Below are 14,928 nucleotides of genomic sequence, written 5' to 3' on the forward strand. Positions count from 1 at the left end.
GCGAGACATTATTGTGGAACGTTCTGTGTGGTTGCTTGGTTCCCTCCCACACGGGCTGTCTTCCGCTTCACGCCGGTCCTGTCAGAATAAAAACGCTTTGTGGTGGTTCAATCAGATTTTTGTCATGACACAAAATCAATACATCACGTCGAACGCATGGACGCCCGGCATCTGATCCATGGTATGGCGAATTTGGATCAGGGCGTGATGGGCGCTCGGGGTGTCGGCGGCACCGCCAAGGCAAATGCGCATGGCATTTGGCCGGGGCACCTTGACCGTCATGAACGGGTCGGAAATCGTGACCGCAACCCCGTTTTTCCGCAGTTCAGAGGCAAACCATTCTTCCTGCCAGTGTTCGGGAATGCGGACCCAGGCCGACAAGGAGGTCGGGTGATGACGGACAACCGCATCGCCAAGAATATCGGCCACCAGTGCCTGACGTTCGCGCATCAGGGCGCGCTGCACGGTTACGGCCTGATCGACGGTGCCATCGGCAATCCAGCGTGCGCCGATCTCGGCCATCAATGGAGTCCCCATCCAGCCGGTGACGCGCAAAACGCTGCTGGCGCGAATCGACAAATGTGCCGGCACCGTCAAAAAGCCGGTGCGAAGCCCCGGCATAACCACCTTGGTCAGGCTTGATACATGGAAGCCAAGTTTGGGCAGGAAGCTTGTGATTGGCGGCAGATTTTCTTCGAGAAGCGGGCGATAGACATCATCCTCGATGACGTAAACGCCATAATGTTCGGCGATTTCGGCGATGCGTTTGCGCCGTTCAAGCCCCATCAGGCAATTGGTCGGGTTGGTAAAGATCGGGGTGACGACAAGGGCGCGGACCTGACGGGTGCGGCATTCGCGCTCAAACGCATCGGGCAGGATGCCTTCGTCATCGGTGGGAAGAGCACCGAGCTTAAAGCGCAGGATGCTGGCCGATCCGATGACGCCATGATCGGTCAGGCTTTCGGTCAGCACGACATCATCGGGCTGAATGACGGTGGACAGGGCGGTGAAGACGCCCTGTGCCGCGCCATTGGTAATCAGCAGGTTGGGCAGTTCGACATCAACCCCCATGCCCGCAAGCCAGGTGCGGCCGATCTCGCGGTGATACTCGAACCCGGCGACGGGCCGGCAGCTTTCCATCCAGCTGTGATGGGGTTCTTCGGCCAGTTTGGCATGCATCTGGCGCGACAGGTCATTGTGGAAGTCGGTATAGGCCGCGCGCACAATCGAAAGGTCGATCAGATCGGGCTGACGGCTGTCGAGGATAAAGGACGATGCCCGGTCCGTCAGCCGGGCCTGCACAAAGGTGCCACGCCGGCGTTCGGATCTGAGATAGCCCTGTCGTTCGACTTCCTTGTAGGCCGCACTGACAGTTTGCACGCTGACTTTAAGGCGATAGGCCAGTTCACGGTGTGTTGGCATCCTGACACCATGCCGAAGTCTGCCTGCTTCGATATCGGTAATGATTGCTTCGACGAGTGCCTTGTATTTCGGACCTGTTTCGCCACTTAGGTCGATTTCAGGTAACCACATTTTTCTATTTCCACCCCTGATATTTTTGGCAGCCTAACATGAGGGGCGGGGTTCTGTGTAGGTCTGGATGTTAATTTGTCATGAGACAAAACTAGCATTGACCTGATGCAGGAACATTTCAACACTTTGCGCGTTCATGACAGTGATGTTCCAACCAAACGCCCCCGATTTCAGGCTGCATAGCCGGTCGTTGCGCGTGAAAACACGGGAGACTTCGATATGAGTTTGAACAAACTCCTTAAGGCGACCCTATCGGCTGCTGCGCTGTTTGCAGTTGCCGGGACCGCTGCCCACGCCGAGGAATGGAAATTCGCCCACGAAGAGAGCCCGGGTGATGTTCAGGACCTGTATGCGCAGGAATTCAAGCGCCTGGTTGAAGAAAAGACCGATGGCGATGTGAACGTGACCATCTACACCTATGGCCAGCTGGGCACCGAGAATGACATTACCGAGCTGACCGCAGCCGGTGCTGTTCAGTTCTCGAACGCATCCCCTGGTCACCTTGGGACCTTTGTTCCGGAAATTCAGGTCTTTGGCGTTCCCTACCTGCTGTCGCAGGATAACGAGGTGAACAAGAAGGTCCTGTCCTCCAGCCCGACGATTTATGACGGTCTGTCGAAGGATTTCGAGTCCAAGGGGCTCAAGCTTTATACCATGTACCCGGAAGGCGAAATGGTCTGGACCACCAAGAAACCGGTCGAAAAGCCGGCTGATTTCGATGGTGTGAAGTTCCGCGTGATGACCTCGCCAATCCTGATCGAAACTTATGAGTCGTTCGGTTCCGATCCGGTGGCTCTGCCGTGGGGTGAAGTTTATTCCGGTCTTCAGACCAGTGTGATTGACGCACAGGTCAACCCGATCTTCTTCGTTGAAAGTGCGAAATTCTACGAAGTGACCGACTATCTGATCTATGCCGGTCAGCAGCAATACACCACCACCGTGGTATCGAACGCGGCGTTCTATGACGGTCTGTCTGACGAGCGTAAAGAGATGCTGGCAGAGGTGAAGGCCGAACTGGACGACTTCATCTATGAAGCCCAGACCAAGGCCAATGAAGAAGCGCTGGCACGCATCAAGGAAGCCAAGCCGGAAATCGAAGTTATCCGTCTGAACGAAGAACAGCGTTCGGTGTTCAAGGAAGCTTCCAAAGGCATTGGCGCAAGCCTTGTTGACGAAGTTGGCGGCGACACCGAAGAAGTGCTGAAATCGCTTCGTGAAGAATTCGGTACCGCAATGTAATCAGAATTCCCGAACATAACGGGATCTCTCAAAACCCCCGCAGGCGCTGCTTGCGGGGGTTTTTGTTTGTCCTGAAAGCTATGTACCCGGATCGTGGTGATACTCACAACATCAGGCTTTACGCGTCTCATACCTGCCCTGTCGGAGGACCGGACTGGGTGTTGAAACTGACGTGAAAGGATCTGGCTGTGAATATGTTCAACCTGCTTCAAGGGCTGCGCGACGCCCTTTTCCCGGCAATCATGTTTGCTTTGCTGTTGCTCGGCTCTGTTGTGACTTCGCCAAAAGCGGAAGTTTATCAGGGGGACGGGCGTGCCCCATCATCTTTGCTCAAGCAAACCGCTTCTGACGGCAAGGTGACCGTCATTGACGTGCTGAAAGGATCGGCAGATCCGGACGTGGTTAAAGGTGCAACTAACCCAGGAGGAGAGCAGGGCAACAGCTATGATCTTGTCCTGGCCAATGGCGACGCATGGCAAAAAGACAGTGATGGTGAGTTTGTCGTCGTGAAGGTTCTCTATATGGGGTCCGTACAGAAAACATGCTCTGTCTATGCCGTTAAGGACGGTAGTGCCTATAAAACGAAGTGTAAGTAATCCTGGCTGTATCGGGGCACAATTCAGCCAGACGACACAATAAAACAGGGGCCGGCATGGGTCCGGCCCCTGTGGGCCGCTGCGTCGGGAAGAAGGTATGACGCGGCGGTTATCGGTGATGTTTGATTGGCTTATTTGCCAGCAGCGACTTCGTCGGCAACTGCATCAACAGCCTGTTTGGCGATGTCGATGACTTTGTCGACTTCGGCTTTGGTGATGCAAAGCGGCGGTGCGAAGCCAAGGATGTCACCATGCGGCATGGCACGTGCAATCATGCCACGCTCAAGGCAGGCTGCCGAAACGCGCGGACCGATTTTCGCATTCGGATCAAAGCGTTCCTTCTTGGTTTTGTCTGCGACAAACTCAAGGGCTGCCATCAGGCCAACGCCACGTGCTTCGCCAACCAGCGGATGGTTGTCAAAGGTTTCATGCATCCGCTTCTGGAAGTAGCCACCGGTTTCTGCCGAGTTGCCGGTCAGGTTTTCACCATCGACGATATCGAGGTTGGCGTTGGCTGCCGCGGCGCAAACCGGGTGTGCGGAATAGGTCCAGCCATGGCCGATCGGGCCCATCTGATCGGACCCCTGTTCGAGAACTTTCCAGACGCGTTCGCCGATGATCACGCCCGAAAGCGGCAGGTAGCCCGACGAGACGCCCTTGGCGATCGTGATCAGGTCCGGTTTGATGCCATAATGCTGGGAGCCGAAATAGGAGCCGGTACGGCCAAAGGCGGTCACGACTTCGTCGGCAACCAGAAGAACATCATATTTGTTCAGAACAGCCTGGATGGCTTCCCAGTAGCCTTCCGGCGGGGTGATGATGCCGCCCGTACCCATGACCGGCTCGCCAATAAAGGCAGCAACGGTTTCCGGACCTTCGCGCAGGATCATTTTTTCCAGATCATCCGCACAGCGTTTGGCGAATTCTGCTTCGGTTTCACCGGCCTCGGCATTCCAGTAGTGGTGCGGGCAGGTGGTGTGCAGAACCGGGCTGCGCGGCAGATCAAATGCGTTGTGGAAGGCAGCAAGGCCGGTCAGGCTGCCGGTCATGATGCCCGAGCCGTGATAGCCACGCCAACGCGAGATGATTTTCTTTTTCTGCGGCAGGCCGCGGATGTTGTTGTAGTACCAGATCAGCTTGATGTTGGTTTCGTTCGCATCCGAACCGGACATGCCATAATAGACGCGCTGCATGCCCTCGGGCGCGCTTTTAACGATACGATCGGACAGGCGAATGATCGCTTCGTTACTGTGACCAACATAGGTGTGGTAATAGGCCAGTTCCTTTGCCTGCGTATAGATCGCATCGGCAATTTCGGTGCGGCCATAGCCAATGTTTACACAGTACAGACCAGCAAATGCATCGAGGCTTTCCTTGCCTTCGGTGTCATGGATATAGATACCCTTGCCGCCATTGATGATGCGGTTCGGGGTTTCTCCGGCTGCGTGCTGACGCATGTGGGTCGACGGGTGCATGAAATGCGCCCGGTCCATTTCCTGCAGATCTGCAGTGGTGTTTTTGATGACATTCATTTTAATTCTCCCATGTGAATGCGGTTGATGCCTTTGCGCGCATTACGCTTTGTAAGCAGCGCAGACGTATTTCAGTTCGGTAAATTCTTCGAGGCCATGACGCGATCCTTCGCGGCCGAGGCCGGATTGTTTGACGCCACCAAACGGGATCGGAGCGCCAGTGATTTTCACGCAGTTCAGTGCAACCATGCCGTATTCAAGCGCGTTCGAAACACGTGCGGCACGGTCGTAATCCTTGGTCATCAGATAGGCAGCCAGGCCATATTCGCTGTCATTGGCTTTGGCGACGACTTCGTCTTCGCTATCAAAGGCCATGACCGGGGCCACCGGGCCAAATGTTTCTTCGCGATAAATCTGCATGTCGTCGGTGACATCGGCCAGCAGGGTCGGGGCATAGAACAACCCGCCCATTTTCTTGCCGCCGGTCAGGACACGGGCGCCTTTGGCACGCGCATCAGCAACATGGTCTTCGCATTTGGCAACCGCACGGTCATGCATCAGCGGACCGATTTCGACATATTCCTCGATACCGTTGCCGACCCGCAACTCTGCGATGGCCTTGGCATATTTATCAAGAAAGTCGTCATAAATACCGCGCTGAACAAAGATGCGGTTGGCTGCCAGGCAGTCCTGACCGCTGGTTGCGAACTTGGCATTCACCGCGTGGGCAACGGCCTCGTCGAGATCGACATCGTCGAAGACGATGAACGGTGCATGACCACCCAGTTCCATCGACATTTTCTTGATCGTCTGCGCACCTTGCGACAGCAGGAGACGGCCAACTTCGGTCGAGCCGGTAAAGGAAAGCGCGCGGACTTCGGTATTGCCGCAAAGCTCGCCGACCACCGGGTTCGGATCGCCTGTTACGATGTTAAACACACCTGCCGGGATACCGGCACGCTCGGCCAGTTCGGCCAGTGCGGTGGCCGAGAACGGCGTTTCGGTGGCCGGACGGACAATCATGGAGCAACCCGCTGCCAGTGCGGCGGCGGCCTTGCGCGTGATCATTGCGCACGGGAAGTTCCATGGTGTTACCGCGGCGGTGATGCCAATCGGTTCACGTTTGACCGTCATGTTGCGACCGGGCAGGTGGGAGGTGATGTTTTCAACATTCACCCGTTTGGCTTCTTCGGCGTAAAAGTCGATGAAGCTTGCGGCATAGTCGATTTCACCGCGGGCTTCGTTGATCGGCTTACCCTGTTCAAGGGTCATCAGAAGGGCCAGGTCTTCCTTGTTTTCGATCAGAAGATCATGCCAGCGTCGCAACGCCGCACCACGTTCCTGCGGCAGAAGGGCGGCCCAGGCCGGGAAGGCTTCCTTGGCGGCCGCGATTGCCTTGCGGGTTTCGGAGACACCCATGTTGGGCACCGTGCCGATGAAGCTGCCATCAAACGGGTTGGTGACTTCGATCACCTGAAGATTATCAGCCGAGCACCAGCGGCCATCAATATAGGCATGTTCGCGCAGCAGACGCAGATCGGAAAGCTGGCTGAGTGATACGCAGCGTTGTTCCTTTGATTGTGCCGTCATGGGGACCTCCTTCCTTAAGCGCAGTGTGCGCGAAGCGTGTCATTGAACTGACAGGAAGGTAGCAACGCTTGGTCAGAGGAGGTGTCCGAACTCCGTGCCATTTAATGCGTTTTTTTTGGCGAGGAGCGGCAAAAAACGAATGTTTTTTCTGCCAGCGGCCAAAAAGCGCAGAAATTCAGTCTTCTGCGCGATCAAGATATTTTCGCATTTCACGTTTCTGACGGCGCTTTTCGATGACGGTACGGATGATGATGACAGTAAAGAACAGCACCACGACGCTGGTGGTCATCGGAAAGGCGACCGGAATGCCAACCACAAAGACCAGCGCACCGACGATGCTGCCGCCTACCAGGGCGATAAAGCCACCCAGCATGACAATGGCAAGCAGTCCGGCAAGCAGGATGGAGGCGATTTTGTTCATGGGGCGCAGTTCATAAAGTCAGGTCAAAAAAGGCGGGAATGACAAAGCGCGAAGCTTCGTCATTCCTTGTCATTGTTGCGGTTGGTCAGCTGTTTGGTGGTTTGATCAAGGCGTTCGGCCAGAACACGGATCAGCTGGTTGGAGACCGCCTGGTCCTGTCGGACAAGACCAAGGAATTCGGCTTTGTCGAGTTTCAGGACCGTCATGTCCTCGACCGCGCGGATGGTGGCCGAACGCGGTGCATCGACCAGAAGGGCGATTTCACCAATGACTTCCTTGGGATGGACATCACGCAGTTTCAGGGTCTGATGTTCATCAGTGGTCAGCCAGATTTCACCGCGCCCGGAAATGACGATAAAGGCCGCATCTCCCGGGTCGCCCTGTTTGACCAGAACCTCGCCATGTTTGAATGTCAGGCGCGGGCTGGTAAAGGCCAGCAGCTTGACGACACTGGGATCAAGCCCGGCAAAGAGCGGGATGGTGCGCAGCAACCGGACTTCCTGATCGATGTCGCCATTTGCCAGTGCGGCGGCATCGTCTTCGCCGTCATCGGTTGTTGTTTCGCTGTCATCGGCCATGCTGCGACGTTTGACCAGCTTGCCGTTCGACATGTGCAGAAGGGTGTCGAACTTTTCGCCGGCATGATCATCATCATCGACCCAGACCAAGCTGGTATGGTCTGTTTCCCCGGTCAGGTAGTTGATGATGCTTTCGCGGGTTTCGCGATCAAGGGCTGACAGACCTTCGTCAACGACGAGAAGGTCCGGGTTCTTGATCAGGGCACGGACAAGGGCGATTTTCTGACGCAGGGTTTGCGACATGCGGCTGCCGCCAACCCCGACCTGACTTTCAAGTCCCAGTGCAACCAGCCCCTCGTAAAGGCCGCCTTCATGGGCGATTTCAAACAGGACTTCGCCCACGCGTTCTTCGGAATTTGCACGGCCATAGGCAAAACGACCAAACAGCAGGTTATCAAGGATCGGGGCGGCCGGTGCATAACCATCGGCCTCGAAGAAGTCGATATATTTCGCCAGTTCTTCGGGCAGATTGGCGCGGACCTTGGGGCGGGCCTGCAAGACAAGTTCGCGGAAGCCGTCATCAATCACACGCAAACGGTGACGGGCCGGGGTCAGATGCATGGCGACATCAAGAAGACGCAGCTGGTCTTCCTTGCGCATGTCATCAACGGCGACGCCTTCGGTCCGGCGCAGGATGTTTTTGACCTCGGGAATTTCATCGGCCGAGACAAAGCTGTAACGGTCAAAGAATTCATGCCCGGGGGGCAGGCCGGTAAACAGTTCGATCATCAGATCAAGCGTTTCACGCCCCATCTTGACCATCTTGTCGTAAAGGCCGTTTTCACGCAGGCTTTTCTGAATATAGGGGTGCGACAGGAAGTCGAACCGCTTGAATTCCGTGCGGGACGGTGTCCCGAACATGATGTTCACGCCGACCGGCGCGTTATCATTGTACTTTTCAAAGTCATACGGTTCGACAAGGTCGGACAGTTGGCGTTCTGCTAGAATTTCCTTGAGCCGCGGACGGACGGTCAGAACCGATTCGACAAGATCCAGGCGTTCTTCCGGACTGATCCGGCGCAACAGACCGATACGATAAATATCGCGATCCAGACCGACCACCTCAAGCAGGCGCATCAGTTCCTTTTGCAGGTCTTCACGCGATGAAAAGCCCGGACCGACATAGTCAATCCATTCGGCAGACGGATCATAGGGGATATTGCCCGACATATTGATCTCGTCATACATCTCGCGCGTGAGCTTCCACGGCAATTCGGTGGGATCGGACAGCTCGATCACGTCAACGAATTTCGGATCCGGGAAGGGTTTTGCCTTTTCAGGTGCGGCATTGCTGGTGACAACGGCGGTTCCCGATGTGTCTTTTTTCGGATCGGGGTTGTCGTTGCCCTGTTCGAGAAGAACCGGTCGGTGTTTCAGGCCATAAAACAGGTTGTCCGAGATGCTGCCATTAAACAGATAGGCATCCGCGCCGACATAGGCCAAGCGTTGCCCGACCACGGCGGCCGGCAGTTTTGATGCATCAAGATCGGCAAATTGAATGCGACCGCCACTGGGATCAAGAATACGCGCCAGAAGTCTTGCGAGCTGTGACTTGCCACTGTCGGATGATCCGGTCAGAAGCGCCTTGCCCGGAAGCGGCATGTTAAAGGACACGTTTTCGACTACGCGCGTGCCGTCATCATCGGTCCATGACAGCGCGCTGACATCCAGCGGACCGGTCAGCGGCTTGGATGTCTGGGTTTCGAGTTGATGTTCAGGACCAAGGTCGCTCAGCTCAAACTGTTCATGAAGCTGTTCGTATTTGATGCGCGCATCGGCAAGGCGCTGGTAATAGGCCAGCAACTCTTTCCACGGTGCGGACATGTCCTTATAGGCGGCAAGGGCCGCGACAAGCGCACCGAAGCTCAGATCACCGGTGATGACCAGATAGCCGCCGATCGAATAGAAGAAGAACGGCGTGATCTGGGCGATGAAGTTATTGAGGAACTTGATGAAGAACTTTCGATAATAGATTTCCTTGCGGATATCGAAAATCCGTCCCAGACGCTGGGTGAAATGGGTAAGTTCAAAGCCCTGGGTCTCATTGGCGCGGATATCGGTCGCCCCGCCAACGGTTTCACCGATATGTTCGGACATGCGGCGCACGTTCTGCACGCGCTGTTTGCCCAGCAGATTGACGCGTTTTTGCAGTTTGGGGATCAGATAGCCCTGCAGCGGATAAAACGCGATGGCCGCCAGCCCCATCAACGGGTCCTGGATAAAGATAAAGGCCGAAATCGTGATCAGGATACCGCCCTGATACAGCGGCAATGAGATCGCCTCGCCAAAGAAACCGCCAAGCGGTTCGGCCTCGGCGGTGATCATGGAGACGATTTCGCCCTGACTGGTTTTGCGGAAATGCGGCACCGGGAAACGCAAGACACGGTCAAACAGCAAATAGCGCAGGCGCCGCAATAGCCGTTCGGCCATCACCCCGCGATAAACATTGATAACGTATTTGAACCCGCCATTGATAAAGACCAAGGCCAGAAAAATACCGGAAAGTGCGAACAGGTATTCGATCTGGGTCAGGTCAAAGCCCATGATGTCATAAGGCGCACCGGCACCGCCGATGGCTTCGTTGACGATCTGTTTGGGCAGATCAAGCGAGTAATACAGGAACGGGAAAGAAGCCAGCGTGATCACCGTCAGAATGATCTGCTGGAGGCGGCTATGACGCCAGATATAGGCAAAAACCGATTTTGGCATTCGCACGTCCCGTTTTGTGGATCTGGAACATTTTTGTCCCGTTTGCTCGTTTTATTGTTTGGGTAGTGTGCAGATTATGCGCCGAATGTCTGATCAACCAAGATCAAAACTTTGTTCCGGCTCAATGAATCCACAAAATCCGTCTGCCACGGCGTCGGGCTTGTCATATGCCTGATAGTGATACAGCCACATCTTTGCCTTTACGTCGTCGGGCAGGGTCACAAGTTGGTCGTAATGGGCATGTACCCCGGAATGGCGGGGGCCAAGTTCACAATCCTGAAAGATGATATCCGCCTTTTTATAGAACGGCATATGGTCTTTTGGATTGAAAATCGCATCTGTTGTCAGGAAAAAGGTTTTGTCCTTGCCATGCCCGAACAGGGCGTAGGAATACATCGTATTTTCCGGTGTCACGACATGGGCAACCGGGATGACATCAAAATGCATGCCCTGCCAGTCAAAGCCGTCCTTGGTCGTCAGCGGTGCAACATCGAAATAGGATGACAGATTGCTGTTGCCATGGTCGCTGGTTTCTAGGCCACCGCGCAGTGAATGTTCCCACAGCGGATCGAGCAATTCCTTGACCGCAAACAGTTCGGTGCGGTGCCCATCAAAGACAAAGTAATTGGCCAGCGCCATCCATTCCAGACCACCGATATGGTCTGAATGCAGATGGCTGATGTAAACGCCATGAAAATCGTTTGGCATATAACCAAGATTGCGCAGCGAATGGCGCGCGTCTGAACCACAGTCAATCAGCAGACGTTGTGGCTGGTCATCGCCCGACGGGGTCGTTTCCAGAACCATGTTGCTCTGAAAATTGTCGGCGGCCATACAAAAGGCCGAGCCTGTCCCCGCAAACGTAAGTTTCATTCCCCGATCTCCCGATATTTTGTCGAAAGATTAGACGAGGTTCGGGGCGTTTAACCACCCCCTTTTATAAGGAAAGTTCCAATTTTTGCAGGCAAACCAATCCTGACCGACGGGTCAGGGTGTTTGCGACGGTGTGTTTTGCTCGGACGAAGTGTTCTGGGGCGGTTCGTTTTGCGCGTTGCTGAGTTTGCTCATTTCTGCCCGTAACGCGCGCAATTCGGTCATGATTTCCTGATGATCCAGCTCGATCACGCCACGTGTCTGGGTTTCTTCAACATCGACATGGGTCGACATCGCATCGACCACAATCGCGATGAACAGGTTTAGCACCGCAAATGTCGTAATCAGGATGAATGGCACGAAGAACAGCCATGCCAGCGGATAAGACTCCATGACGGGTCGCACAATGCCCATCGACCAGCTTTCCAGTGTCATGATCTGGAACAGGGAATAAAGCGACGCGCCAATTGTGCCAAACCAGTCGGGGAAGCCTTGCCCGAACAGTTTGGTTGCCATCACAGCCGAAACATAAAATACCAGCGACAGCAGGGTCAGGACCGAAATCATGCCCGGAATGGCGCGCATCAAGGCTTCGACCACCTTACGCATGGACGGCACGGTCGATATCAGGCGGAAGGCACGCAGGATACGCAGTGCACGCAAGACCGAGACGCCCTGACCCGCGGGCATCAGGGTGATGGCAACAATGGTGAAATCAAAGATGTTCCAGGCGCGCTTGAAAAAGGCCAACCGATAAACGGCGAGTTTCATCAGAAGTTCGATCACAAAGATCGCAACAGCCAGCTGATCAAGCACATGCAGGACGGTACCCGCGGCATTCATCACGGTCGGGGATGTTTCAAGCCCGAGAATGACGGCATTCAGCGCAATAACAGCGGTGATGAAATTCTGAAAACGGCTGGATTCAACAATCCGGCGAAGAACGTTCATGATGCCTCCCGACCAGGTCGGAAAAGGGCGCTTCATTGTGCCGGATGTCACCGACGGACAGACTGCGCCGGAAAATAACAACAGGGCGCAGCATCGCTATCGATGGTCTGCGCCCTGAATGGAAAATCAGTTCAGGCCTTTGCGGCCCATTTCAAGGAACTTGTCGCGACGGCGGGCTTTGAGAACGCCACCTTCGACATCGTCCATGCTTTCAAGCGACTTGATGATGGCATTGCCAACCCGTTTGCAGGCTTCCTTGGCATCGCGCTGCGCACCGCCAAGCGGTTCGGGCACGATTTCATCAATGACGCCAAGCTGCAAAAGATCCTGTGCGGTCAGACGCAGCGCCTCGGCGGCCGTTTTGGCTTCATCGCCCGAACGCCAAAGGATTGATGCGCACCCTTCCGGCGAAATCACCGAATAGATCGAGTTTTCAAGCATCAGTACCGAGTTTGCGACCGCAAGCGCAATCGCACCGCCCGATCCGCCTTCGCCAATGATGACGGAAACCAGCGGCACCTTGATATCAAGGCAGGCTTCAATCGACCGTGCGATGGCTTCGGACTGGCCGCGTGCCTCGGCATCGGCACCCGGGAAGGCACCGGCGGTATCAACAAGGGTGACAACCGGAATGTTGAACCGTTCGGCCATACGCATCAGGCGGATCGCCTTGCGATAACCTTCTGGGCGGGCGGAGCCGAAATTGTGCTTTACGCGGGTTTCGGTATCGCGGCCTTTTTCATGGCCGATGACCATCACCGTGCGGCCCTGCAAACGACCGAACCCACCGATGATTGCCGCGTCTTCGCCAAACTGGCGGTCGCCGGCAAGCGGGGTGAAATCGTCAAACAGGTTGGCGATATAGTCGGTGAAATGCGGACGGTCCGGATGGCGCGCCACCTGGGTTTTCTGCCAGGGGGTCAGCTTGCCATAGGTGCCCTGCAAAAGCTTGGTCAGCTTTTCTTGCAGGCGCGAGACTTCGTCTGCGATGTTGACTTCGTCATTGCCCGTCAGGTGACGGAGCTCTTCGATCTTGCCTTCAAGTTCGGCGATCGGCTTTTCAAAATCGAGGAAGTTATGCATCAGTGCATCATATCCGACTGGGAAACAATGGGGCGGAACATAGTATATCGACCCGCTACGTCAAGGGTCGACCGATGAGCAGCCTGTATTTTCCGTTTACGTAAAGTATATAGCGTCAGGTGCTGTCTTTAATTGGTCGTCAGTTTGCACGCTGATGCCAGTCCCGTCCAGTAACCAGATCACACCGGGCTCAAAGTCCGGGGGCAAAGGTGCTGCGTATTCGCCCAAACGCCCGATTACGCTGATTCACTGTCAGGCAGCGGGTGATTTGACATGGCATAATATGGCACGTGCGTTTCGCCCCAGTCCTTCAAGGCCAGAATAATTGCGCGCAGTGTTTCACCCTTTTGGGTCAGACTGTATTCAACGCGCGGCGGGACTTCGGCGTAAACTTCACGATGGACGAGGCCGTCGCCTTCAAGTTCCCGGAGCTGGCGGGTCAGCATGCGCTGGGTCACCCCGGGCATCAAACGGCGCAATTCGTTAAAGCGTTTTTTGCCATCAAGCAGATGGAACATCACAACGCCTTTCCACTTGCCACCAATCAGATCAAGCGCGCCTTCAACCGGGCAGCCAGGGCTTCTGTTGGGTGGGCAGATATCCATCAGGTGTCTCCTTTGACGGCGTCGATATCGACGGGGAAGGCGCGATGCTGGTTCTTCTTTCGCAGAAAATCACATTAGTATACAAATTGATACTATATGCATAAATTGTGCGTACTTATCACAATCGTGATTATGGTCTATTTGTTTCACATTCACAATTCAAACCTTTGATGAAAAGGATGCAGAAATGAAAGCCATTGGTGTTTACACATCCGCGCCGGTCGAAACCCCGGACCTGTTCACCCAGATCGAAACAGATATTCCGGTGGCGGAGGGCCATGACATCCTCGTACGGGTAAAAGGTGTCGCGGTTAATCCGGTCGATTTCAAAGTCCGCCAGGGCAAGCAGGATGATGGTGAGTTCAAGGTGCTTGGCTGGGACGCCGCCGGTATCGTCGAGGCTGTTGGCGAAAATGTGACCCTGTTCCGTGCGGGTGATGAAGTTTGGTATGCTGGCGATGTGACCCGGTCGGGGTCAAACGCGCAGTTCCAACTGGTTGATGAGCGCATTGTGGCATCGAAACCAAAGTCGCTTGATTTTGCGGCCGCCGCAGCCCTGCCGTTGACGAGCATCACGGCATGGGAAGCAATGTTTGATCGTCTTCTGATTGACCGCACCGCAATTGATGTCAACGCATCGAAATCGATCCTGATCATCGGTGGTGCCGGTGGCGTGGGGTCAATCGCCATTCAGTTGGCCAAGCTTGCGGGCCTTAAGGTGATTACGACCGCATCGCGACCGGAAACCATTGACTGGGTTAAAAAGCTTGGTGCGGATATCGTCATCAACCATCGCAATCCGCTGGATGAAGAATTGGCAGCAATTGATGTTGCCAATGTCGATTACATTTTCTGCACCTCGGAAACCGATCAGTATTTTGATGTGATGGCCGAAATCATCGCCCCGCAGGGCCGGATCGTGACGATTACCGAGGCCACGGAAAACCACAATGTGGATCTCTTGAAAGCCAAGTCTGCGAGCTTCTCGTATGAGTTCATGTTTACCCGTTCGATGTTCCAGACGGCTGACATGATTGAACAGCACAAGCTTCTGGCGACTGTGGCCCATTTGGTTGATGATGGAACGATCACCAACACCGCCAATGAAAGCTTTGGCCCTCTGTCACCGGAAAGTCTGCAAAAGGCGCATGCGTTGCTTGAAAGTGGCAAGGCAATCGGCAAAATCACCTTTGACGGTATTGCAGATTAAGTCAGCTTCTTTGTTGTTGGCGTACGGGAAAAGGGCCGGGGATGAAACCGCCGGCCCTTTCTGATTTG

12 protein-coding genes are annotated in these 14,928 nt (G+C 55.0%); 3 read left to right on the forward strand and 9 right to left on the reverse strand.

What is annotated here, in order from left to right:
* Nucleotides 1-135: 135 nt before the first annotated feature.
* Nucleotides 136-1,533, reverse strand: a complete 1,398-nt coding sequence (ehuR, locus tag ACXAIA_RS13060; protein WP_475349708.1) for a MocR-like ectoine utilization transcription factor EhuR — start codon at nucleotides 1,531-1,533, stop codon at nucleotides 136-138.
* Between the two features lie 219 nt (nucleotides 1,534-1,752).
* Between ehuR and ACXAIA_RS13065 the strand changes: the two genes are divergently transcribed.
* Together ACXAIA_RS13065 and ACXAIA_RS13070 are read left to right on the forward strand one after the other, a co-directional pair.
* A complete protein-coding gene (locus ACXAIA_RS13065) occupies nucleotides 1,753-2,772 on the forward strand; it encodes a TRAP transporter substrate-binding protein (RefSeq protein ID WP_475344603.1) in 1,020 nt (339 codons plus the stop codon).
* A 194-nt stretch (nucleotides 2,773-2,966) separates the two neighbouring features.
* The gene (locus tag ACXAIA_RS13070; RefSeq protein ID WP_475349709.1) at nucleotides 2,967-3,368 is read left to right on the forward strand and encodes a hypothetical protein; all 402 of its coding nucleotides are present in this window, start codon (nucleotides 2,967-2,969) and stop codon (nucleotides 3,366-3,368) included.
* Nucleotides 3,369-3,499: 131 nt separating this feature from the next.
* On the opposite strand, the gene ACXAIA_RS13075 is transcribed toward ACXAIA_RS13070, so the two are convergent.
* The 8 genes from ACXAIA_RS13075 to ACXAIA_RS13110 all read right to left on the reverse strand — a co-directional run bounded on the left by ACXAIA_RS13075 (nucleotide 3,500) and on the right by ACXAIA_RS13110 (nucleotide 13,650).
* Nucleotides 3,500-4,900: an aminotransferase gene (locus tag ACXAIA_RS13075; RefSeq protein WP_475349710.1), complete on the reverse strand. Its 1,401-nt coding sequence runs from the start codon at nucleotides 4,898-4,900 to the stop codon at nucleotides 3,500-3,502.
* Nucleotides 4,901-4,942: 42 nt separating this feature from the next.
* On the reverse strand, nucleotides 4,943-6,430 hold the full coding sequence (locus tag ACXAIA_RS13080; RefSeq protein WP_475349711.1) for an NAD-dependent succinate-semialdehyde dehydrogenase: 1,488 nt from the start codon (nucleotides 6,428-6,430) through the stop codon (nucleotides 4,943-4,945).
* Between the two features lie 175 nt (nucleotides 6,431-6,605).
* Nucleotides 6,606-6,851 (reverse strand): hypothetical protein, encoded by a 246-nt coding sequence (locus tag ACXAIA_RS13085; protein WP_475344612.1) that lies wholly within the window; start codon nucleotides 6,849-6,851, stop codon nucleotides 6,606-6,608.
* Nucleotides 6,852-6,910: 59 nt separating this feature from the next.
* On the reverse strand, nucleotides 6,911-10,138 hold the full coding sequence (locus ACXAIA_RS13090) for an ABC transporter transmembrane domain-containing protein (protein WP_475349712.1): 3,228 nt from the start codon (nucleotides 10,136-10,138) through the stop codon (nucleotides 6,911-6,913).
* A gap of 93 nt (nucleotides 10,139-10,231) precedes the next feature.
* A complete protein-coding gene (locus tag ACXAIA_RS13095) occupies nucleotides 10,232-11,011 on the reverse strand; it encodes an MBL fold metallo-hydrolase (protein ID WP_475349713.1) in 780 nt (259 codons plus the stop codon).
* Between the two features lie 114 nt (nucleotides 11,012-11,125).
* Entirely contained in the window at nucleotides 11,126-11,962 is an 837-nt protein-coding gene (locus ACXAIA_RS13100; RefSeq protein ID WP_475349714.1) for an ion transporter, read from the reverse strand.
* A gap of 126 nt (nucleotides 11,963-12,088) precedes the next feature.
* On the reverse strand, nucleotides 12,089-13,045 hold the full coding sequence (locus ACXAIA_RS13105) for an acetyl-CoA carboxylase carboxyltransferase subunit alpha (RefSeq protein ID WP_475349715.1): 957 nt from the start codon (nucleotides 13,043-13,045) through the stop codon (nucleotides 12,089-12,091).
* 236 nt (nucleotides 13,046-13,281) lie between these two features.
* The gene (locus ACXAIA_RS13110; protein WP_475349716.1) at nucleotides 13,282-13,650 is read right to left on the reverse strand and encodes a winged helix-turn-helix transcriptional regulator; all 369 of its coding nucleotides are present in this window, start codon (nucleotides 13,648-13,650) and stop codon (nucleotides 13,282-13,284) included.
* A 187-nt stretch (nucleotides 13,651-13,837) separates the two neighbouring features.
* Between ACXAIA_RS13110 and ACXAIA_RS13115 the strand changes: the two genes are divergently transcribed.
* A complete protein-coding gene (locus ACXAIA_RS13115; protein WP_475349717.1) occupies nucleotides 13,838-14,860 on the forward strand; it encodes a zinc-binding alcohol dehydrogenase family protein in 1,023 nt (340 codons plus the stop codon).
* Nucleotides 14,861-14,928 lie beyond the last annotated feature (68 nt).

Source organism: Thalassospira sp. ABL2_045 (assembly GCF_056161285.1).